We start from the raw sequence: 23,312 nt of genomic DNA on the forward strand, positions 1-23,312 counted from the left end.
CATTTCTTTACTACGCCTGCGGCAACGTGATAAACTAATGACCGATTCCTTAAAGCCAGAGAAAAAAAGAACTCTGAACTGGGTTTTTTGCCTTTAACTACAGCATGTACCTTATTCTAAAGAAGGAGCAATATAACGAATGAGAAAGGAACTATTGCCTGTTGGCTTTGTCGCCAGCATGAATGATATTCTCGGGGATGCCTCGTGCGATTTTTGGGACAGCTACGATTTGCCCCGCACCCACGGGCTGCGTCTTAACCAGCTGAAAGCGGTTCATGCCGCAGACAGCGTAAAAAACCTCATCCGGCAATTCCAGCTGACGCCGGTCCCCTGGTGTGACACCGGATACTATTATGATGAAAGCCTGCGTCCAGGCAAACATCCCTATCATGCTGCTGGACTATATTATATTCAAGAGCCCTCGGCAATGTCCGCGGTCGAGCTGTTGAACCCTCAGCCCGGAGAGACCATCCTGGATCTTGCGGCAGCTCCTGGCGGCAAGACAAGCCATATTGCCTCCAAGATGATGGGCAGGGGACTGCTTGTCTCCAATGAGATCCATCCCGAACGGGCGCGGATTCTGGCCGAGAACGTGGAACGTATGGGAATTATGAATACCGTCGTTACGAGTGCGGCACCGGATCAGCTATCCCGCCATTTCGTTGCCTGCTTTGACCGGATCATGCTTGATGCGCCATGCTCCGGTGAAGGCATGTTTCGAAAGGATGCCGCTGCGATTGAGGAATGGTCTCCTGAACATGTGGATCTGTGCGTTGCCCGGCAGTGGGACATTGTCCAGGAGGCGTACCGGATGCTCAAACCGGGAGGAACCCTGGCTTATTCCACCTGTACGTTCAATACGGCGGAGAATGAAGAGATGATTGAGCACATTCTTTCGCAGTATCCCGATATGGAGCTGCGTGAAATGAAGCGCTTGTGGCCCCACTTGGAGCGGGGGGAGGGGCATTTTGTTGCTATCTTGGTCAAATCGGCGGCTCCCGAAGCTTTAAATGAAGACCTCGGTTACTCTGCGGTCAGCAGTAAATTCCCGGCTAAATCAAACCGAGGCAGCAAACACACGCCTGCGCTTTCCGCCCTGACTGCATTTCAAGATTGGGCGAAGCAGGACATCCCAGGATTTGAGCTTAACGGCGGTACTCCGATATTGTTCGGTGAGGAACTGTACTGGCTTCCGGTCAGTGAGAGCTTGGCATGGAATGACAAGCAGCTAAAAGGATTGAAGATGCCTCGTGCAGGTCTGCATCTGGCTCATCTGAAGAAGAACCGAATCGAACCGGCACATGCCCTCGCCATGTCCTTGCATCCTGGCCCAGCTGCCCGCAGCTGGGATCTGCCTTCAGATTCAGCCGAGATAGCTGCTTATTTGCGGGGAGAGGTGCTCTCCATTCCTTCCGAATACCGGGGATGGACGTTGGTGACCACGGATGGATTACCTCTGGGTTGGGGCAAAGCCAGCGGCGGACAGCTCAAGAATCACCTGCCCAAAGGCTTGCGAAATCCCAAGTAACCCTTCCGAACCGAATACCGATGGAACATAACCATGTATAACATACGTTCAAACGCGTAAAAAAGGCTGTCTCTCTGCATAAACAAACAGAGAGACAGCCTTCACTATATCCACCTAACCAAACCCTTTGTTACTCATCATAGGCTGCATCCTTAACTTCTAAACGGCAGCAGCTTTTTCCGGTAGGTCCGATTCTCCTCACATGACATGCTTTTTTTTCGCTCAATGCTTAAATCCCAAACTCCTCATTCATATCTTGCAATCCCTTACGTTCAGCTCTCGACCGGGGCCGTCCGTTCCTTCGCTGGATTCGAGGCGGATGGTCTACGAAACGTAGACGCCGCATCGGCATCCCGAATCCATAACGCCGCTCCAGCACCGATGAGCAGGAAGCCTGCAGCCCCGAGCAATGCTGCTCGATATGCCATCAGATTCGGCTCCACCTCCCCTGTCGCGCTCATAGTCCCCGTACCAACGGCAGCCAAGATGCCTGACAGAACGGCCAGCCCTATCGCAGGACCAAGCCTGTTCTGCACCGTGAACCAGGTCGAAGCGCGTCCCATCGAAGCAGGCGGGATGGTGGCAAAGGCCGCAATCTGAACAGCTCCCACCGTTTGCCCGAGGAAAATTCCCACGCCAAACAGCAGCACCCGTATAAACCACGGATTCGTCCCGGCATCTACCAAGCTTAGCATGATGAAGATAAACGCGGTGGCCACCAATCCCATCATGATCACCCGTCTTGGACCGAGTCTTGGATACGTCCAGGGTACGAGCTGCGAGGCAACCATAAGTCCGATGGCTTCGGGAAACGTCGTCAGCCCCGTATCCAGCGCGGACACATGCAGGGCGTTCTGATACATCAAAGGGAATACGTACAGCATACCCAGCAACCCTGCCGAAGCGCACATCGCGATGAAACCCGTCGTCCGAAACAAGCGATTCCCTAGCAGCCGCAAATCCAACAGCGGTTTTGGAGTTCTTAGCTCTACCCTCACCAGCGCAGCAAGCAGCAGGATGCCTGCCAAGCCGGCGCTCCATACTTGCGGGGCGTTCCACCCATGCAGCGGACCCTGGCTCAGGGCATACATGACCAGCGCAAGACCCGGCGCGGACAGCAGCAAACCCGGCACATCCAGTTTGCCGGCATCCGGCTCTTGATGTTCCTTCAGCCAGAATAGACCGAACACTAGCGCGGGAAAACCAATCGGCAAGCTCACGTAGAAGATCCACCGCCAGGTCAAATACTCTAGGAGCAGACCGCTCACAATCGGTCCGACTGCAGGCGCAATCGCAATGGGCAGGATGAGAGCCCGGGAGATTTTCGCGCGTTCCTCCGGCGGGAACATGCGGAACAACATCGCCATGCCGACGGGGGTCAGCAAGCCGCCGCCGATGCCTTGGATCACGCGAAACAGGGTCAGCGTTGCCAAGCTGTCAGCAAAGCTGCACAATACGGATGCACCCGTGAAAAGAGCCAGGGCCAAGAGGAACGTTCGCTTGGTTCCCCATGTATCGCCAAGCCAGCCCGCCATCGGCAGAACGATGGCTAAGCTGACCAAATAACCGACATTCAGAACCCCGGATGCCGCAGGCGGAACTTCAAGCTCCCGGCTGATCGTCTGAAGCGCCACGTTCAGCACGGTGGCGTCCATAGCAACCACAAACATCGCTGCCACATAGACGATGCATAATACCTTTTTCGGATTCAGCCCATGGCTCATGACCTAGGTTCCGGTATTGACCCGGCGCCGGCATACAGGCTCCGCGGCCGTAAATCGACCCAGTTCTCGTTGATATAGGAGACGCATTCCTCCCGTGTGGTAAGTCCCAGAACCTGATTCCAGCCGACCGGAATAGCCGCGAAACCCGGCCAGAGCGAATATTGGCCCTCATGGTTCATCAGTACAAGAAACTTGCCGTCGGCTTGCTCAAAAGGATTGGTCATGGATGAGTTCCCTCCTGTCCGTTGTTGTCTCTGTTTTAGATGCCATTTCCTCAAGCTTGCTTAGAATGCACTTGCCGATATAATCCAGTGGACCCGGCTGGCATAAATCCTTATGCCGGCATTCGATGTCGTGTCGCTCGATGTTGCCGCCCACATAAGGCTCCCACATCTCCGGTTCAATGGGGTCGAACCAATCGGGGATGATGGTGGAGTGGAAGAATAACATGTCTCCCTCAAACCGCTTCGGAACGTAAGCCTTTAACAATTGAACCGAATTTTCATAGGTTGTCTTCAAATTCATGATCGTCTCTTCCTCAAGGGACGAGAGCGCGCTGCTCTCGTTACGCAGCAATTCAAGGGCGGCCGCTATCGTTAACGGCGCGTCCCCAAGACCCGCTTCAATGCTTTCCCTGTCAAAGCCTCCAAGCGCCAGCAGCGCGGTCAAAGCCTCATCTTCATCGGGTTTATCCTTGATCGGCAAATAATGACTTGGATAAGCATCCAGTATGGCTAACAATTCAATGTCTTCACCCGCTTCCTGCAGCTGTACCGCAATGGACTGAGCGACATTGCCGCCCAAAGACCAGCCGAGCAGTCGATATGGCCCCGTTGGCTGAAGGGAACGGATATGATTGATGTAATCTGCCGTCATCTCTTCCAGTGATTCCGGCAGCTCCTCCGCCTGGGCAATTCCCCTTGCCTGCAGGCCGTATATCGGATAATCCATGCCGAGATGCTTCATTAAACCGGCGTAGCACCAGCTTAATCCTCCTGCCGGATGCACGCAGAACAGCGGAATTTGATCTCCATGCGACCGAAGCGGAAGCACGACCTGCAGCGCACTGTTGCCGCCGCCCATCTCAAGCTTGTCGACAAGTCCCGCTACGGTAGGCGCTTCGAATAAAGCTGCTATGCTTAATTCTTTGCCAAGGGCTTCGCGAACCCGGCTGATGAGCCGGACCGCCAACAAAGAGTGGCCGCCGAGCTCGAAGAAGCTGTCATCGATGCCGACCCGCTTGGCGCCGAGTATTTCGGCAAACAGCTCGCATAACACTTCCTCCTGCGGCGTTCGCGGATTGCGCCCATCCGCATCTGGCGCCATATCGGGAGCCGGCAGCGCTTTGCGATCAAGCTTTCCGTTAGGTGTAAGCGGCAGCTTGTCCATACATACGAATGCCCATGGAACCATGTAATCAGGAAGCAGCGAGGCGACATAACGGCGCAGCTCCGTACCCGAAAGCGACTCACCGGGCTTGCCGACAACATAAGCTGCAAGCCGCTGGTCTCCGGGCTGATCCTCACGCACCATGACGGCCGCCTGCGAGAGTGCCACATGACGGATGAGGACCGATTCGATCTCGCCAAGCTCGATCCGGAAGCCGCGTATCTTCACCTGGTGATCGGACCGTCCCAAATAATCCAGGGTGCCGTCAGCAAACCGTCTTGCCAAGTCGCCGGTTCGGTACATTCTTGTCCCCGGCGGACCGTATGGATCCGCCACAAACCGGTCGGCAGTAAGGTCGGGACGACCCCAGTACCCGCGTGCCAATCCTGCGCCGGCAACATACATTTCCCCGATAACACCATACGGAACGGGCTGGAGCCTGGCATCGAGCACGTATACCCGCAGATCCGGAATCGATTCACCGATCAGGCTGCCTGCTCCCGGCAGCGCAAGGCTTTGATTCAATTCCTTATAGCTGACATGCACGGTGGTTTCCGTAATACCGTACATGTTGATCAGACGCGGGGCATCGTCGGCATGACGCCGATACCAATCCGTGAGCCGTCCAAGCTCCAAAGCTTCGCCGCCGAATACAACATACCTCAGTGACAGTTTCTGCCCTATCCCCGCCTGCTCCCGATCCGCCTGAATCAATGGATAGAACGCCGACGGAGTCTGATTCAGCACAGTCACGCCTTCCCGGACCAGCAAGCTTAACATTTCTTCAGGCGATCTGCTGACCGTATGCGGAACAACGACGAGCCGACCGCCGTACAAGAGCGGCCCCCATATTTCCCATACCGAGAAATCGAAGGCATACGAATGGAATAAAGTCCATACATCGGTCTCATCAAATTGAAACCAATGCCGGGTAGAGTCGAATAGCCGGATGACATTCTGATGCGGCACGAGCACGCCCTTCGGTTTGCCGGTGGAACCGGAAGTATAAATGATATAAGCGGCATTCTGCGGCATAAGCAGCCCGAGGCGCTCGCGGTCGCTTGGATTCTCCTTGGAATAACCCTGCAATCGCAAAGCTTGTTCAGGCTCATCGACGACAACACGCATGAATCGTGCGTAACTCGGCAGCTGGTTTATCAGGTGAATGCTCGTAATAACGCATACCGGACAAGCATTCTCCATCATGTAAGCCAATCGATCCTCCGGGTACTCCGGATCCAGAGGAAGGTAAGCGGCTCCCGCTTTAAGCACGGCCAGAATGCCGATGACCATATCCACCGAACGCGGCAGGGCGAGAGCTACGATCTGCTCCGTGCCGACGCCTGATGCAATCAGCAAGTGAGCCAGCCGATTGGCGCGCTCGTTCAGCTCTTCATAACTCAGAGACTGGCCGTCATGGATAATCGCAATCGATTGAGGCGAGCGGCTGACCTGCGCTTCAAACCGCTGAGGCAAGGTTGCCTGCTCGGTGACCGGCAGCGGAGCACTCCATTGTCGCCGGATTTCTTCCCGTTCATGAGCGGTTAAAACATCCAGTTTGCTGATGGTTTTACTCGGTTCAATGACAGCACTTTCCAATATGCGCACGTATCGTTCCGCCATCGCTTCCGCCGTGCTGCGCTCGAACAAATCCGAGCTGAATTCAATGAAGCCGTCCACTCCGTCCGGTTCGCCGTTCCTATCACGCCGCTCGGTCAGTTCGAAGGTTAAATCGAACTTCGCCGTGCCCACGCTTTGCAGCTGCAGCCTCGAGGTGATTCCCGGAAGCTCAAGCGAAGTTTCCGGCGTGTTCTGCAGCACGAGCATTACTTGGAAGAGTGGATGCCTCGCCCGGGAACGCGGCGGGTTCAGTGTCTCGACAAGCCGCTCGAACGGCACATCCTGATGCTCGAAGGCTGCCAGGCTCTTTTCCCGAACCCGTTGCAGCAGCTCATCGAACGGCGGGTCTTGCGACGTGTCCACACGAAACACAAGAGTATTGATAAAGAAACCGATTAAATGATCCAGATGGTCGTCATTCCGACCCGAGACGGGACTACCGATCGGAATGTCCGTCCCTGCGCCCAGCTTCGTAAACAGCGCAGCCATCGCAGACTGAAACACCATAAACAAAGTCGCCCTGTTGTTCTGCGCGAGCGCATTCAACTGCTGATGCAGCTCACGGGATATCGGAAACGGTACGCTTCCGCCCTGATAGCTGGCCACGGCGGGCCTCGGATAGTCGGTAGGCAGCTCCAATTGCTCCGGCAAGCCGGAAAGCGCTCCGGTCCAATATTCCAGCTGGCGGGCAATCAGGCTGTTCTCATCGCCCGAGCTGCCAAGCAGCTTCTCCTGCCAAATGGCATAATCCGCATATTGTACCGGTAACGGAGTCCATGTCGGTTCACTCCCCAGGCACCGTGCTGCGTAGGCATCCGATAGATCCCGCGTCAACGGGGTAAGCGACCAGCCGTCTCCCGCTATATGATGCAGCAGCAACAGCAGTACAAATTCTTGATCGCCCAGCTGGAACAATTCAGCCCGCAGGGAAGTTTCGGCTGCAAGCTCGAAACGGTACCTAACGGCTTCGGCCAATCGATCCGCAAGCTCTGCTTCGCTGATCTCGGTCACCATCAGCTTCGGTCGTGTCCCCTCGGCATCCAAAATGTGCTGATACGAGGCCCCATCATTTTCAGGGTACACCGTGCGCAGCGACTCATGACGAGCCACCACATCACCCAGTGCCATTCGCAGCGCTGCCAGATCGAGTTCACCTGACAAGCGGGCCACAAGGGGAATATTGTAGGTCGGGCTCGGACCCTCCAACCGGTATAAAAACCATAACCGCTGCTGGGCAAACGACAACGGCAAGCGCTCGCCCCTTGCCGCAGGACGCACAGCCTGTCTTGCCGCTTGCGCATGATCGAGCCGCTTGACGAGACTCGCCGCCGTTGACGCTTCAAACAGGCTGCCAATGCTGAGCTCTACGCCGAAAGCTTCCCGGATACGGACCATGACCCGGCCGGCTAACAGGGAATGACCGCCAAGCTCGAAGAAATCATCGTCGATGGTAACCCTCGGCAAGCCCAGCACCTCGCCAAAAATCGTGCAAAGCATTTCCTCTTGCGGCGTTCGCGGCATACGCCCGGCCGCCAACCGAACATCAGGCACGGGCAGCGCTTTGCGATCCACCTTCTTGTTCGGCGTGAGCGGCAGCGCTTCAAGGGCAACGATCACAGAAGGCACCATATACTCGGCCAGTTTCTCTGCGGCGTAATTCCGTAAATCTGCGGTATCGATGGGGTCTGTCCCTGCTGCCGACGGGACGATATAAGCCACTAGCCGGCGATCACCGATCCGATCCTCGCGAATCATGACAAAGGCCTGCTCCACTGCCGGATGAGTGACTAGCACGGACTCAATCTCCCCCGTCTCGATCCGGAAGCCGCGCAGCTTGATCTGATGATCGGCACGTCCCAAATAATCGATCCAGCCGTTCTCCAGCCAGCGGGCAAGGTCGCCGGTCCGGTACATCCTGGACCCGGGAGGACCGAAGGGATCCGCGACAAACCGTTCCGCCGTCAAGTCGGATCTTCCCAAATAGCCCCGGCCAAGCCCAGTGCCCGCAATGTACAGCTCGCCCGTTACCCCTGGCGGAACCGGGGAAAGTGAAGAATCGAGCACATACAGTCTCGTATTCCACACCGGTCCCCCGATGGATGGCTTTTCCCGTTCATGATCGAGTTTGGCCGCCGTCGAATAAATCGTTGTCTCCGTCGGACCATATTGATTGTTCACTTCGCAGTTCAGATCTTGGAGCGCAAGCTTAAGACCGACCGGCAGCGCCTCGCCCCCGGTAATGACTTTGAGCCGTTCAAATTTTCCTGGACGGCAAGCGACAATCGACTGCCATAACGTCGGGGTCGCCTGCATGACGGTGGTCCCCGTCTCCCGCATTCGGCGTATGAGCGCCGATGCGTCGAGAATGGTATCCCGCATCACGATGTCGAGCGTCGAACCGCATGCCAGCGGCAGCAGCACCTCCATGACCGAGATATCGAATGACATCGTGGTGACCGACAGCCAGCGGTCCCGCTCCCCGATTCCCATACGCCCGCGCATATCCGACAGCAGATTAGCAAGACCTTCGAACGTGAGCATGACCCCCTTTGGCCGACCGGTTGATCCAGAGGTATAGATCACGTAAGACGGGTGAAGCGGCAGCAGCGGACGTATGCGATCAGTATCGACAGGATTATGAAACGCCTGCCGCTCCAATCGCTGGAGAGTAGTCGGAGCATCCAGCACGACCACGTTCTTGTCTTCCATGACAGCTGCGAAACTTCCAGCCAGTTCCTGTGTTGTTATCAAGCATGCCGGCTTCGCATCTTCAAGCATATAAGCGATACGTTCGTCCGGATAATCCGGATCTAACGGTAAGTAAGCCGCCCCAGCCTTGTGCACGGCGAGGATGGCAACAATCATATCCACCGACCGCGGAAGCGAGAGTGCCACGATCCGCTCTGGCCCTACATCACGGGCAATAAGCAAACGGGCCAGGCGATTCGCTCGCCTATTTAACTCCTCGTAACGAAGGGATAACCCTTCGCATATGACCGCCTCCGCCTGAGGAGTACGTGCAGCCTGCTCTTCAAATAATTGCGGTACGCTTAGCTGCGGCAAGGAACGGGTCGTATCGTTCCACTGAAAAAGCACCTTCTCGCGTTCTTCCGGCAAAATCAAGGCCAAGCTCCCGACGGGATCCATCAGCTCCGCTTCGGCCAAGCTGTCCAGCAAATACAAATAGCGATGTAAATGGGATTCTAACTCCTCTGCGCTATAGATCAGCGGATTGGCATCCATATCGATTCTCAGCCCGTTCCCGCCCAATCCGCCATACACGTTCATCGTCAAATCATCCACGGGACCGGACGCAAGATTGCGGACGCTGCCGCCGAAACCGCCAAAATTCAATTCCTCTGCAAAAGGCATCACATTCACGAGCGGTCCAAATAACCTGCGGTTGTCCGCAAGCAGCTTGAGATCGCGCCGGATGTCCTGATGCCGGTAGCGCTGATGCCGCTTGATCTCGCGATTCTCCCGTGCGACCTCCTGCAGCAGGTCGATCAGGCTCATATCGGGCCTAACGCGCACCCGGAGCGGCAGTAAATTCATGACCATGCCCGGAATGCGGATGGATGACGAACCTAAGCGGCACATCACCGGCAATCCAAGCACAACCTCCTCAGCGCCTGTTATACGATGTACATACAGGGCTGCTGCAGCCGCAATCACATCCGGCCAGCTTGTCCTTGCAGCTTGCGCAGCCGCCTGCCAGCGAAGCGTCGAAGAGGTCGGAAGCTGAGCCGAACGGCGCAAGAAGCTCCGTGCCGAACGCTGTGCCTGTCCCCCTAAGCTGACCACCTCCGGCTCATCGGCAAAGCGCTGCAACCAGAATTGGCGATCCGAGTCGAGCTGCTGCGACATGCGGTATGACGTATCTTCTTCCAGGATCGTCCGGAACCTGCCGAACGCTCCAATGCCGGAAGATACTCCGCCTGTTAATTCCGTGTAGAATTGGGAGACTTTTTGCAACAGAAGCGATACGCCGAATCCATCAATCACGATATGATGAATGCGTTGGTACCAATAGTAGCGATCGGCGGCGATCTTGAACAGCGCCTCCGTAAACAGCGGTCCTCGGCATAGGTCGATGGCTTGGGCAAGGTCATGCTCCATCCAGCTTTGGGCAGCAAGATGAGGATCCTCTTTCCCGCTCACATCCATCACATAAAGAGGCCAGTCAGGAGATGGATCGATCGACTGCCAAGGACCGTCTTCATCTTCGCCGAAGCGGGCATGCAAGGCTTCAGCCTCCCCCACCACTTGACGCAAAGCCTTCTCGAATAGAACCGGATCTACAGGTCCTCGAATCTCAACGCATTCCGCCGTGTTAAATATCGGATTGTCCGGGTCCAGCTGCTGGGCATACCAAATCCCCAGCTGCGCGCCGGACAGCGACCAGCGCTCCCTCTTCTGCTCAAGCATATCCATTCCCTCCTTTTACACCGTATAGTAATCATAATTGGGCGGTGACACGCACACGTTCTGCTTATCCGACAGCAATCCCCACCAGCCTGCCAGTGTCGGCTGCTCGGCCAACTCCACAAAGCTGATATCCAAGCCTTCACGCCGGAATCGCTCGGCCAAACTCATGATGCGAATGGAATCCAGTCCCCAGTATTCAATCAAATGGTCATCCTCACCGATGCTCAAGGGCTGTTCCTGCAGCAATTCCGCTACGTTCTCCCGCAAGGTTTGCAGCGTCAGCAGCGATTGCCCCTTCGCAGCATCCACGGTATTTGCCTCCCCGCTTGGAGCTTTAGAATGCTCCGAGACAAAACGCTGCTCTTGCGTTATTAACGAAGCAACTAAGCGTTCCGTGGTCAGCGTAACGGCACAGCGTTCGGCAGCATAAACAAGTGCCAGACGGTGCTTCTCTTCCGAGAAATCCGCAAGGGCATCCGCAATGAAGAACGGCTGGATGTCTTTCATAAAAGCTTCGCTGGCGGTCAGCAGACAGCCGATGTGAGCGTATATCCCGCAGATCATCAGCTGGTCGCGGCCTTGCTCGCGCATGATGTCATGCAAATTGGTTTTCTGGAAGGCGCTGTACCTCCATTTGGTTAACAGCATATCCTGTTCCGACGGCGCGACCGCATCCACGAACTTTTTCTGGTAGGGACCGTCGTTGATGCCGGATCCCCAGAAATCCTGCAGCAGACCGCGCTGCTCCGGTGCCTGGCCCCCGGGCTGCGCCGAATAGATCACGGGAATGCCAAGCTCTGCGCAGCAGGAACGCAGCTTCTGAATATGGGTGAGCAGCTCCACGACAGGCGATTGATCAGGTGTAAACGCGTCGATGAAATATTGCTGCATATCATGGATGAGCAGCACGGCACGATTCGGATCCGCCGTCCATGCCACCTTGTTCTTGGGCAGGTCTGCCTCCCCTGGCATTGGATAAGGTAAAATCTTAGGAAGTGCCATTAATATCTCCTCATTTCTATGTTATTTTGAAATATTCACCCGTGCGTCCTGATTCTGCGCCGCAAGCTCCCGCAGCTTCTTTTTGCTTACTTTTCCGACACCTGTGTGGGGGAAGGAATCCATAAATTCCACCCGATCCGGGATTTTGTACGCAGCGAGCCCTCTATTTCTGAGAAACACCTTCAGCTCATTGCCGCTAACCGTACCGTTATGAACGATAACGAATGCACAGGTCCGCTCGCCCAGATACTCGTCCGGCATGGCGACCACGGCGGCATCGTGCACGCTCGGATGGGCTAGCAGATGGTTCTCGACCTCCTCGGCCGCGACCTTGTCGCCACCGCGGTTAATTTGGTCCTTGGAACGACCTTCGATCACCAGATATCCTGAGGGTGTCATGCTCGCCAGATCACCCGTTCGATAGAAACCGTCTGATGTAAAAGCCTTCTCGTTATGCTTGTCCGCCTTATAGTAGCCGCGAATCGTATAAGGTCCCCGTGTCAGCAATTCCCCGACTTCGCCGGGAGCTACCTGGGCGTCATCCTCATCGACCAGCCTCACTTCATCGTACGGGGACATGGGACGCCCCTGCGTATGCACCGTTATGTCTTCGGGGTCATCCAGCCGGGTATAGTTCACCAAGCCTTCCGCCATCCCGTACACTTGCTGCAGCCTACATCCCAGCACCGTTTTCACGCGGTTGGCCGCCTCTGCACTGAATTTGGCCCCGCCTACCTGCAGCACCTGCAGATTGGACAGGTCTTCGGAGCGGGATGGTGCCGCTTCAAGCCAGATTAAGGCCAGGGGCGGGACGACCGCCGCGATCGTGACGCCCTCGGAGGCGATCAGCGGAAAGGCCGCATCCGGACTCGCTGATCGGGCGAGAACCACCCTTCCCCCGGCATACAGCGTCCCCAGCACGCCCGGCGAGCTGAGCGGGAAATTATGCGCGACGGGCAGCACCGCCAAATAAACGCTTTCCTTATCCAGCCAGCAGATTTCGGCGCTCATGCGCAAGCTGTAAATATAATCGTCATGCGTGCGCGGAATCAGCTTCGGCAGTCCGGTCGTCCCGCCGGACAGCTGCAGGAACGCGACATCGCCAGAATCTGGACCTTCCTCGTCTAATCCGCGTGAAGGACTGCCCGAATCATCAAGATACAGGTCATCCAGGGATAGAAATGACCCGGAGCCCGGGTCGCCTGCAACGATGACATGGCGCAGCGAAGGAACCGATGCCTGAACCTGAGCTGCCAAGTCACGGTAATCGAATCCCGAATCCTGATCCGAAATAATATAAGCGGCAGCTTCGCTGAAGCCGCATAGATATACGATTTCGCTCCGGCGGTGGACAGGCAGAGCGAAAACCGGAATTGCCCCGATGCGGAACAGCGCAAAGATCGTATCGAAAAATGAAGCGATATTCGGCAACTGAATAATAACCCGTTCCTGTGCTTTAATTCCGAGCTTAAGAAATCCCGCTGCCAAGCGGTCCACCCGGTTGTCCAGCTCAGCGTAGCTTATGCGCTGATCGCCGCTCACGATCGCAATCCGCTCCCCGTGCGCTGCCGCCCGCTTCCGCAGGAGCTCACCGAAGGTTTCGCCCTGCCAGCAGCCTGCCTCCCGGTAGCGGGCGGCAAACTCCTCCGGCCAAGCCTTACAACCTGTCAACATCCCTCATTCCTCCTCCAACATCGTGGTTTGTTGTTCATTCAAGCCCATGGCAGCCAGAATCGTGCGGAATTTGGCTGACGTCTCGGCTAGTTCGGCTTCCGCTATGGAGCCTGTCACGATTCCGGCCCCAGCGAACACCCGCAATAAGGTTCCTTCCGTTTCCGCGCAGCGAATCGTCACGGCCCACTCGCCGTCCCCGTTGGCATCCGACCAACCAACGGCTCCCGAATAGAAGCCGCGATCGAACGGCTCGATCTCTTGTATGACCTCCCTGGCCGCAGCGGTCGGCGTGCCGCAGATTGCCGGCGTCGGATGCATCGCCAGGGCAAGCTCCAATGACGTTATCGATTCATCCTTCAGGACGCCGTTGATTTCGGTAGACAGATGCCACATGGCTTTTGTCTGTACGAGCGAAGGTTCGGCGGGAACCTCCAGCTTGCTGCAATAAGGCTGCAAGGCCGATGCTACGGCATCGATTACGATGGCATGTTCATATCGGTCTTTGGCGGATGACAGTAGGGCTGCCGCCCGCCGCTGATCTTCAATGGGATCGGCACTCCGCGCCGCAGAGCCCGCCAACGGATTTCCTTTGATCCGCAGCCCCTTCTTCGTAACGAGCAGCTCCGGGCTTGCGCCAAACAGCGTCCTGGTGGATGCAACGGCATCCGGACTTGAAGTGTGGGACAACTCGGGTGCCAATGGTACGGCAAACGTATAGCCATGGGAGTGATGGTACGCTAAATGATTCAATAGGTGAGGAATGGACAAGGCATGGGGAAGCGTGATATCCAGCGTTCGGGAAAGCACCGCTTTATGGAGTTTCTTTTGACGAATGAGCTCCAGCAGTCGGTTCACGCCTTCCTTGAACGCCTCCGGCTCCGGAACGGAAAGGACCTTGTAACTGGAAATTCGGGGCATTTCCGGGGCCTTGCCTGCAGAGAATAGAAGGGAATCATGCCACTGGGCCGTTAGCGGAATAAACAGACTGGCCGGTTTTTGAATGTCAAAAGGTATGGCGCCTACAACAACGGCATCCGGCCGGCCCGCTTGCTTCGCACATTCCAGCAGTTCCACGATGCGCTCCGGCAGTGATCTGTGATCGGTCCCCGCGGGAACCGGCAACCTTGAATACTCTCCATGCGTTAACAACGTCTTGCGCGGGGATGAGAAGAAGAAAGACGAACCGACCCGGTATTGTTCCATAAGTTGCGCAGCCTCGGCTGCGGTTGGAGCATCATAGTGTACCATTTCAGTCTCCTCTCTGCTTATGAGCCTACCTAGTATATTGAAGTTAGAAAATCATGAGATCCGCGAATGCTCAGCATCCTAGCGTCGCGCCGCCATCCACGCATACGTCCTGCATGGTCAGGTGCCCGGCCCGATCGGATACGAGGAATACGACCGCATCCGCAATGTCGGAAGGAAGGGCGATTTTACCAAGCGGTATGCCGACGCGGAAGGAATCCGGCGCCCCCTCGATAATGGGAACTGCACCTTGATCATCCTTCCATAACAAACGCTGCATTTCGGTATCCGTAGAGCCGGGGGAAACCACGTTACAACGGATATGATAACGGGCATATTCGAGCCCCAAGCATTTCGTAAACATCGTGGACGCCGCCTTGGAAGCAGCATAAGCCGACATCTGGGCCCGCGGAACTTTGGATGCATTCGAGCTCACGGTCACGATAGCTCCGGAATTACGGCTCGCCATCCGCCTTACGACCGAGCGTGACGTGTAGAATACGCCGTGGGTGTTGACGTTGAAATGCGCCTGCCAATCCTCGTCGCGAAGCGACTCAACCCCACCGATTCGCAGCACTCCGGCAACGTTAACGAGAATCTCGATTGGACCGAGTTCCTCCTCAATCCGCTCGACCATCGCTTCAACCTCGGCACTGCAGCTGACATCCGTCCTGTAAGCCGCTGCCTGTACGCCTGAGCTGCATAGATCTGCCGTAAGGCGGATCAACTCGGCCTCCTTCCGGTCGCAAGCCGCGACAACGGCTCCTTGCCGGGCAAGGGCTCGTGCCACCGCTTCGCCAATCCCTTGGGCTGCACCGGTCACGAGGGCTACTTTCCCTCTAATACCTGTACTCTCCATGGTGATCATCTCCTTATTCTTGAGGATGGAGGGCAAACCGTAACGCTCTGCTGATGAGGACAGGCAGCACGGACAAATGCCCTTCACCTTCAAATTCCTTGAATTCGGCATGCATGCCATACCCGGACTGAAGAGCCAGGCGTTCAGCGAGTTGGGATGCGCTGATGCAATTGCCGGTGACATGGGACCTCTCGAACTCTCCTGCGCCAAGCAGCAACCGTACAGGATATGGCTCTTCCTTGACGCGTTCGACAAAGCGCTGCTCCAGCTCTTGTAAATATTCCTGATTCCAGTGAATAGAAGGGCTGCCCGCGATATAACACGAGAATGCCTGCGGTTTAGCGAACATGGCGTAGAGCGTGAACAGCCCGCCTAGGGAATGACCGAATATCGTCTGGCGACGGCGGTCGATGTTAAACTCGCCCTCGATCTGCGGTTTCAGTTCCTCCTCGATGAATTGCAGGAACTCAGCCGCTCCTCCCTGTTCCGGTACGGAACCCCCATCCAGCTTGTTCTTGAACTTCATGTTGGGGTAGGGCGTGTAATCATAGAACCGATTCGGGGCATACTGCCCCTCCGTCTCGTAACCGATACCGACTACGACCGCCGGCAATATCCCAGTTTTGTCCGGCCTATGGCACTGTAGGCGCAGTGTTTCGACCATCGTGTGAAACACGCTGTTGCCGTCCAGTAAATAGATGACCGGATATCCAGACGGCGGGGCCGGTCCCATCGGCTGTGCCGCAATGATTCGGTAGCGGCGCTGCCCTACCCTCGAGCGCATCACCCAATGCTCCGCATGGGGCAGCTCTACGCTGCGCCGCATCATATCAACGTAAGGCGTATGGTTGCTCATGCAGTGCCTCCCTATTGACCCGTGATGGAGCGAACGACATCATCCACGATTTTCTCGTAGGCAATAAGGCCGCTTCCCAGCCAGTATTCGTTATTCGCTTCATACACCTGCCCATTCTTGACCGCCGGCATGCCCTTCCAGATCGGGCTTTCCGTCATTTCCTTTAAGCGTTCCGTTCCCTGATCGTAGGCGTTAATGACAAAAATATAGTCCGCATCCAGCTGTGGCAGTATCTCCAGCGAGATGTTAGCTGCATTCTCGTTCTCGACCAGCTTGGACTTGCCCAGTCCCAGATCCTGATGAATCACATATCCGCAGAGATAATTTCCGCCCATCAAACTGACGCCTCTAGGTGCAAAACGAATGATGGCAACGTTCTTGTCCCCCACCACGGAATGAAGCTTCGCCTTCGCTTCGCTTGCTTTTTGCTGATAATTTTTCAAGGCAGTCTCGGCCTCCGAAGCTTTCCCAAGCAGTTCCCCCAAGGTGGTCAGCGATTTCTCAACATGACCGGAAGCATTTTTAAACACATACGTTGGCGCGATTTTGGCATATTTCTCATATGTACCGTCCGCAGCATAGGTTTCGGTATGAAGCACGATGAGATCCGGTTCATAGGACATCAGGGCTTCAGGTGAAGGTAAGCCTCCTGAAAAATCAATCAGCGGGACGCCGTCCAGCTCCTGCTGCAAATAGGTGTGTCCCATCTTGCCGTTGGCCCATTGCGCCACAGGCTTCACGCCGAGCTTCAGCAAAGAATCCTCCATGTTCGGTGCAAACACTTTGTTCACCTCCGCCGGAATCTTCACTTCATGCCCGAGTTCATCCGTTACCGTGCGCTCCTCCTTGGGTGACGTCTCCTCACTGTTTGTCCCTGTTTCTTCCGTCGACGTTTGGCTGCCCTCCACCTTACTGGACGTCTCAACCGCAGCCTTCTTCGCTGCAGGCTGATCGCCGCCCGCTGCTTCGGAATCCGCCTTGCCCCCACAGCCTGACAACAAGCCTATGACGATAACACAGCACACAAGTGCTGATGTTTTGATCCTCCAACTTCTTTTTCCACGGTTAAAACGTTCTGCCACAATGTATCTCCTCCTGTGATAATGATTCTCAATTAAGTCGAGTATATATTACGTAGCAAACGATTCACCATGGCTTTTATCCAGAACTCCGTTTGGACTATCTCCTGTAAACAGCAGCAATGCCTCGTCCAGCATTCTCGTCACGGCAAGAGCCGAATATTCGAACCAGGGATCGGACGAGATCATATAGACGCTGCCTCGAGCGACAGCTCGGAGTGTATGCCATTTCGCAGAATGCAAAAGTGCAAGCCAATAGCGGCGTGATGTGGCTTCAGGGCATACCGCAATCAGGATCCGGTCCGGATTGATCTGGAGCAAATCATCCAGCGTGATCTGTTGATTACGCATGGTATCCAGTCCGCAGGCTTCCTGGAGCTGCAAATCCTGATACAGCACCTCCTCAAGGCCCCGGTTACCGTATATATAGAGGCTTTGCCCATATATCCGCAGCGCGGCAACACGCTCATTTCCTACCACTTGCTGCATTCGTGAGCGGGCATGCACCACTTTCCGTTCATACTGCTCGATCCAGGAGTGTGCCTGTTCTTCTTTGTTCAGGAATGTTGCGATCGTCTCCAGCTGCTTCCTCCACCCTGCATGGGACGGAACAATTAAGGTGGGGGCAATAGGCTCCAGCTTGGCGATTTCCTCTTGACCGAGATGATCCATACCGATAATGGCGTCAGGTTTGGCCCGGAATAGCTGCTCGATATTTTCCTCAAAGCGGCTGTCCGGATAAGGGTTCGTCAATTTCAAGCGGGACTTGATCTCCGAGTTGTAGGCATTGTAGTAAAATGGGGTCCACTTCGCGTCAAGCGGCGCCGCGGCAGGAATGACATTCAACGCCACCAGCTGCCCGATGATCGAAGAGGAACAGGCCGCGATAAGCTGCCTCGAATTTCGGGCATATTCCGACGGCGAAATGCCCACCTTCTTTTTAAAGATACGGCTGAAGTAGAACTCATCCTTATAACCGACTCGCTGTGCAATATCCCGAAGCCGATCGTCCGATTCAGCCAAGTAACGCTTGGCGTGATTCATGCGGACATGCGTCAGGTAATCAATCGTGGTCTGACCGAATGTCTTCTTAAACAGGTCCACGAAATACTTTGGACAAATATTAGCCATTCCGGCCAGTTGGCCAATGGTTAACGCCTCGTTATAATGACAATCGATAAACTCCTTAATCTCAACCAGGCTGGTTCTTCCGCTACGATCCAAATCCAATGCGCTATCTATGTTCAGCTCTTCTTCCGTACGCATGAGTTGCCTCCTTTTTACGATAAAACGATTTGCAGGCTATGCAGGCATGTTTACCAGCTTTAATAATTGATAATGATTATCATTTTCACTGATAAAAATAGCATGCCATTTGCAGCGTGTCAATCCAAATTTGGAAGGAAATGCTTGTCCCCATGCTCTTAGTGAAACCTGTTAACAGGCTCCAAACCACGCAAAAAACCCGTCATCAGGCACTTTGTCCAAGTGTCCTGTGGCGGGTTCTCATTCATAATACAGTCGATTTACGACAAGCAGTATTTCACCAGTGCCTCGTGTACGCCGTCCTCATTGTTCGAAGTTGTCACCGCATTGGCTGCAGCCTTGACCTCGACCGGAGAGTTATCCATCGCAATCCCCATCCCTGCGTAGGTCAGCATCGTAATATCGTTGAAATAATTGCCGATGGCAAGCACCTCGTCCGGCTCATAACCTCTTCTTGCTGCCAGCTGCTGAAGCGCGCTTCCCTTGGATGCTTGACGATGCATCAGATCGATGAAGTACTCTCCGCTTCGCAGCATGTTGAAGGGAAGCGTCCACTGGCTCCAATCTGCGTAAACGCGGTCAATATCGGCGGATTCACCAAAGGTGGTAAATTTGACGACCGGGTCTGACAGCTCCTCCCATGTCGGTAAGTTGCTTGGCAGCATCAAGTAGTTCTCGTACATCGAACGCACCGGGCCGGCAAGTTCCTCCACTTGGTCCACATACATCTCGAATGCGGTGTTTACGTCAAAATGCACCCCGTGCTCACGGCAGTATTTCATGAAGGGCTCAAGCTGAAGCGGGTCCATACCGAACTGATGAACGATGTTATGGGTCTCCACTTCTACCGTTGCCGCACCGTTATGACTGATGACATAACCGCCTAGACCCATGCTTTTCATAAAAGGAATCGAATTCAGCGGTCCTCTGCCTGTGCACAGTACAATTTCCACTCCTTGTTTTGCGGCTTCCATCACGGTGTTCCGCGTTTTCTCCGTGATTTCATGATCATCATTCAGCAGAGTTCCATCCACATCAAGTGCTACCAATTTGTATGCCATTCTCCATCCATCCTTTAGTCTCTATTTCTCTATCGTGATCATGCCCTTCCGAGCAAAGACAGTTCTTGTTCGGTCAGCTCCCGGTACGTCCCGATTTCAAGATTTTCATCCAATCGAAGCTCGCCCATGCTGACTCTTTTGAGATAAACGACTTTTTTGCCTACTGCTTCAAACATCCGCTTGACCTGATGAAATTTGCCTTCATGGATCGTCAGCGAGATGCGGGACAGCTGGACACCGTCGCCTCGTTCCTCATGGGAATGGATCACCAGCTCGCCGGGCAAGGTCACGTATCCGTCATCTAAGGTAACACCCGCAGCAAACAACCGCACATCCTCATCGTCCACCCAGCCCTCTACAATCGCTTCATAGGTTTTCGGAATATGCTTCCGGGGCGATAACAGCTCATGAGCTAATTTACCATCATTCGTAAGCAGCAGCAGTCCTTCCGTGTCCTTATCCAATCTGCCCACCGGAAACGGCTCGAAGATCAGGTATTCCTCATCCAGAAGATCCAGCACCGTACGGTCACGAAGATCCTCGGTCGCCGAAATGACGCCCGGAGGTTTGTGCAGCATGAGATACACGAATTCCCGATATTGCACGGTCTCTCCCTCAAACTCAATGATATCCGTATAAGGATCAACATGTTTACCGGGGTCCTTCATTACCGTTCCGTTGACCACGATGCTCCCTTGTTTGGCCTTTTTCTTCAATTCGGCCCGCGAGCCGAATCCAAGATTGGATAACACCTTGTCCAATCTTTGCGTTGTTTTTTTGCCTTTAGCACTCATACCGATGTCCACCTCCACCCTGCCGGATACTCATTCTTCAATATTCCTGCCTGCCATTTGCCCCAACCGGCCGAGTATCCGTCTATACACACTAACACATAACCCTTCGCTTCAGCACCCGATCGACAAATCACGCGCTCTTCCGGAATCGACAAGGTTTCCCCTTTCAAATACCGGACCGCTTCTCCGTCCTCGGAGGACAGGCTGACATATCTGACAGCCTCATCCGCTTGAAGCGCTGTAGCCAAGGGATGTCCAGGTATAAACCGTTCATTCTTCAACTGTCCCATATACCATCCGGGACGAATCACTTTAAGCTGCTTCAGCCGGTCTTCCGGCAGGGGCGAGACATACACATGGTTCCCGTAGATTACGGGATAGCCGGTCAGCTTCATATCCAGCTGCTCGCGGATAAAGGCTTGGAACAGATTGATCGCAATCGAACCCGATGGAGAATCTGCTCCGCTCCGGCGGGATCCCTGTTGGCGCGCTGCACCTTTACCGTATTTCCCTGCTTTACCCGGGCGCTCCTCCCGAAGGGCCGCTTTTCCTTTACGCTCACGGGCGTGCTCTGTGCGGGAAGTTACAGCAAGCGACCCATTGACCAAGGCGTCTGGCTTGAATAGTGGAGCTTGTTCCCGTTCAGCCTCATGCATGTCCGGCTCGCCTTCCCGCTGAAGCACAGCCATGAAATGCCCTTCGCCTCTGACCTTATGCGGCCACAGTCTTGCGGTCCCGGAAAGCTGCTTCAGCACGTCCTCCTTCACATCTTCCTGTCCCGTCATCCAGTTCGTTTCCCCCGGAGAAAAAGATTCCGAATGATCCACCGGGATCACGTAAAAATCCGGCTGCTCATTCAGAAACTCCGCAATCATCCCTTCATTCTCCTCCGGCGAGAAGGTACAGGTAGAATACACCAGCCGACCTCCCGGTCGGAGCATGGCAGCAGCCGATTTCAGGATGTCCCGCTGCATCTCCGCAAACTTGAGCGGAGACGATTCTTCCCAGTACTTCAGCATGGATTCGTCTTTGCGGAACATCCCTTCGCCGGAGCAGGGGGCATCGATCAATATTTTGGAGAAAAATCCGGGGAATGCACCTGCGATCCGCTCCGGATCCTCATTGAGCACCACGGCGTTCCGTACGCCGTACATCTCCAAGTTTTTGGCAAGCGCTTTGGTGCGGTCCGGATGAAGATCATTGCTGACCAATACCCCCTGCCCATTCAGCTTTGCCGCAATCTGCGTAGATTTGCCGCCGGGAGCCGCGCACAGATCCAGCACCCGATCTCCCGGCGTTACGCCAAGCAGTTCGACCGGAGCCATGGCGCTTGGCTCCTGGATATAATATAACCCCGCATGATAGTAAGGATGCCGTCCCGGACGTTCACCAGCCTGAGTATAATAACCGGTTGAACACCAGGGGATGGGGGCAAGATCAAAGGGGGACAACTTCATGAATTCCTCTCTGCTGATCTTCAGGGTATTCACCCGAATGCCCGCATTCGGGGCTTGTTCATAAGACTTCATAAAATTGTCATAGTTTTCGCCGAGCAGCGATTTCATCTTCGCCAGAAACGGCGAGGGCAGTCGTAATGCCATACATAGTACCTACCTGTTCTGTATCGTATCGTTTGAAGTATATTTTCACCGTGTTGAAGCAAACATTCGCATGTTCCGCTCCGACTTTTAATATTGTATAATAAACTACATTAAAAAGGACAAGTCCTTATTTATTATTAATCATTAGGGGGTGGATCCATGAACCGCAAAAAAAAGAATAAATACACCGCACTATACGCCTTCGGCGGAGTCTTCGTCTTATTGATTGCTGCACTCATTTTCTTGAACGGTCAAGGAGAAGCAAGCGAATTGTACGGCGGCAAGAAGGTCTCCAGCCTGAACCCGGCTACGCAAGAGCTCCTTAATGATCCGAACTACCAGCAAATTATATTGCCGGATCAGCTGAAGAGCAAGGTCGACAACAAAGAGAACTTCTTTGTGTACTTCTTTGCATCCGACTGTCCGCACTGCCGTGCGACGACCCCGGAACTGATGCCTTTGGCGGATGATGCCGGCATTACGATGCACCAGTACAATCTTCGCGAGTATCAGGAAGGCTGGAGAGAGTACAACATCGAGTTTACCCCGACGCTGGTCTACTTCGAGAACGGTGCAGAGAAAGAACGCATGGTCGGCGGATTGAAACCGGAAGGTTCCAGTGAAGGCTACTCCATCGATGATTTCAAGCAATTCCTGGATAAGTATAAAGGGAGCGTGACGAAATGAACCGCACTCGCGCCATCCTCTTTACCTTCGTCATTTCAGGCATGCTGCTGACCGCATGCGGCGGTAAAGAATCCGCTGCCGGGCATCAGCACGGCGCCGATTCGGAACGATATGAGACAACGGCCAGCTTGACGGTTATGCCGGAGTTCTTGTCGAGTTATACCGACAATACGCAGGCAACCTATGCCACGGTCGGCGAACTAGAGGACATCATCAAGGAAATCAAATGTTATTGCGGCTGCATGGATGAGGAGAACGGCTACCATGATTCCCTCCACCGCTGCTTCATTGCCGAGAACAAGGACGGCGAAGTCAAATGGACGGACCATGGCGCCCAGTGCGGCATCTGCCTGACCGAGCTGCAGGATGCCAAACGGCTCCATGATGAAGGAAAATCCGTCGACGAAATCAAACAGTTCATCGATGACAAATATAAAGGTACCGAATCCTGATTCTGTACGGTCATACAAAAAAGAGCTGCCCAAAAGTAGATCCCTCT

The 23,312-nt window shown here is 54.7% G+C and carries 16 protein-coding genes; 3 read left to right on the top strand and 13 right to left on the bottom strand.

Annotated features, from left to right (window positions below; genetic code table 11):
* Positions 1 to 139 precede the first annotated feature (139 nt).
* A complete protein-coding gene (locus PAEVO_RS16180; RefSeq protein WP_100538458.1) occupies positions 140 to 1,528 on the top strand; it encodes an RsmF rRNA methyltransferase first C-terminal domain-containing protein in 1,389 nt (462 codons plus the stop codon).
* Positions 1,529 to 1,800: 272 nt separating this feature from the next.
* Here PAEVO_RS16180 and PAEVO_RS16185 read toward each other — a convergent pair whose 3' ends face one another.
* The 13 genes from PAEVO_RS16185 to PAEVO_RS16245 form a co-directional block, all read right to left on the bottom strand.
* Positions 1,801 to 3,252 carry an MDR family MFS transporter gene (locus tag PAEVO_RS16185; protein ID WP_100538459.1) on the bottom strand — a complete coding sequence of 484 codons (1,452 nt, stop codon included), beginning with the start codon at positions 3,250 to 3,252 and terminating at the stop codon, positions 1,801 to 1,803.
* On the bottom strand, positions 3,249 to 3,476 hold the full coding sequence (locus PAEVO_RS16190) for an MbtH family protein (protein WP_100538460.1): 228 nt from the start codon (positions 3,474 to 3,476) through the stop codon (positions 3,249 to 3,251). The genes PAEVO_RS16185 and PAEVO_RS16190 overlap by 4 nt, the downstream gene beginning before the upstream one ends.
* Positions 3,460 to 10,689, bottom strand: coding sequence for an amino acid adenylation domain-containing protein (locus PAEVO_RS16195; RefSeq protein ID WP_100538461.1), 7,230 nt, complete (start codon positions 10,687 to 10,689; stop codon positions 3,460 to 3,462). Before PAEVO_RS16195 ends, PAEVO_RS16190 begins: the two co-directional genes overlap by 17 nt.
* 15 nt (positions 10,690 to 10,704) lie before the next feature.
* A complete protein-coding gene (locus PAEVO_RS16200) occupies positions 10,705 to 11,691 on the bottom strand; it encodes an isochorismatase family protein (protein WP_100538462.1) in 987 nt (328 codons plus the stop codon).
* Positions 11,692 to 11,712: 21 nt separating this feature from the next.
* Positions 11,713 to 13,365, bottom strand: coding sequence for a (2,3-dihydroxybenzoyl)adenylate synthase (locus PAEVO_RS16205; protein ID WP_100538463.1), 1,653 nt, complete (start codon positions 13,363 to 13,365; stop codon positions 11,713 to 11,715).
* A gap of 3 nt (positions 13,366 to 13,368) precedes the next feature.
* Positions 13,369 to 14,613 (bottom strand): isochorismate synthase DhbC, encoded by a 1,245-nt coding sequence (gene dhbC, locus PAEVO_RS16210; protein WP_100538464.1) that lies wholly within the window; start codon positions 14,611 to 14,613, stop codon positions 13,369 to 13,371.
* A gap of 70 nt (positions 14,614 to 14,683) precedes the next feature.
* Positions 14,684 to 15,469 (bottom strand): 2,3-dihydro-2,3-dihydroxybenzoate dehydrogenase, encoded by a 786-nt coding sequence (locus PAEVO_RS16215; protein WP_100538465.1) that lies wholly within the window; start codon positions 15,467 to 15,469, stop codon positions 14,684 to 14,686.
* A gap of 13 nt (positions 15,470 to 15,482) precedes the next feature.
* Positions 15,483 to 16,325 (bottom strand): alpha/beta hydrolase, encoded by an 843-nt coding sequence (locus tag PAEVO_RS16220; protein WP_100538466.1) that lies wholly within the window; start codon positions 16,323 to 16,325, stop codon positions 15,483 to 15,485.
* Positions 16,326 to 16,336: 11 nt separating this feature from the next.
* Positions 16,337 to 17,407, bottom strand: a complete 1,071-nt coding sequence (locus tag PAEVO_RS16225) for an ABC transporter substrate-binding protein (RefSeq protein ID WP_100538467.1) — start codon at positions 17,405 to 17,407, stop codon at positions 16,337 to 16,339.
* Between the two features lie 48 nt (positions 17,408 to 17,455).
* Positions 17,456 to 18,670, bottom strand: a complete 1,215-nt coding sequence (locus PAEVO_RS16230; RefSeq protein WP_100538468.1) for an ABC transporter substrate-binding protein — start codon at positions 18,668 to 18,670, stop codon at positions 17,456 to 17,458.
* A gap of 260 nt (positions 18,671 to 18,930) precedes the next feature.
* Complete coding sequence (locus tag PAEVO_RS16235; RefSeq protein WP_100538469.1) at positions 18,931 to 19,731, bottom strand: Cof-type HAD-IIB family hydrolase; 801 nt, start codon at positions 19,729 to 19,731, stop codon at positions 18,931 to 18,933.
* Between the two features lie 38 nt (positions 19,732 to 19,769).
* Positions 19,770 to 20,525 carry a pseudouridine synthase gene (locus PAEVO_RS16240; RefSeq protein WP_100538470.1) on the bottom strand — a complete coding sequence of 252 codons (756 nt, stop codon included), beginning with the start codon at positions 20,523 to 20,525 and terminating at the stop codon, positions 19,770 to 19,772.
* The gene (locus PAEVO_RS16245) at positions 20,522 to 22,126 is read right to left on the bottom strand and encodes an RsmB/NOP family class I SAM-dependent RNA methyltransferase (RefSeq protein WP_100538471.1); all 1,605 of its coding nucleotides are present in this window, start codon (positions 22,124 to 22,126) and stop codon (positions 20,522 to 20,524) included. Before PAEVO_RS16245 ends, PAEVO_RS16240 begins: the two co-directional genes overlap by 4 nt.
* A gap of 159 nt (positions 22,127 to 22,285) precedes the next feature.
* Between PAEVO_RS16245 and PAEVO_RS16250 the strand changes: the two genes are divergently transcribed.
* Together PAEVO_RS16250 and PAEVO_RS16255 are read left to right on the top strand one after the other, a co-directional pair.
* Complete coding sequence (locus PAEVO_RS16250; protein ID WP_100538472.1) at positions 22,286 to 22,813, top strand: thioredoxin family protein; 528 nt, start codon at positions 22,286 to 22,288, stop codon at positions 22,811 to 22,813.
* A complete protein-coding gene (locus PAEVO_RS16255; protein WP_100538473.1) occupies positions 22,810 to 23,265 on the top strand; it encodes a PCYCGC motif-containing (lipo)protein in 456 nt (151 codons plus the stop codon). The genes PAEVO_RS16250 and PAEVO_RS16255 overlap by 4 nt, the downstream gene beginning before the upstream one ends.
* Positions 23,266 to 23,312: the final 47 nt, after the last annotated feature.

Source organism: Paenibacillus sp. GM2FR, from assembly GCF_002803325.1.
Taxonomy (GTDB): domain Bacteria; phylum Bacillota; class Bacilli; order Paenibacillales; family Paenibacillaceae; genus Paenibacillus_AQ; species Paenibacillus_AQ lautus.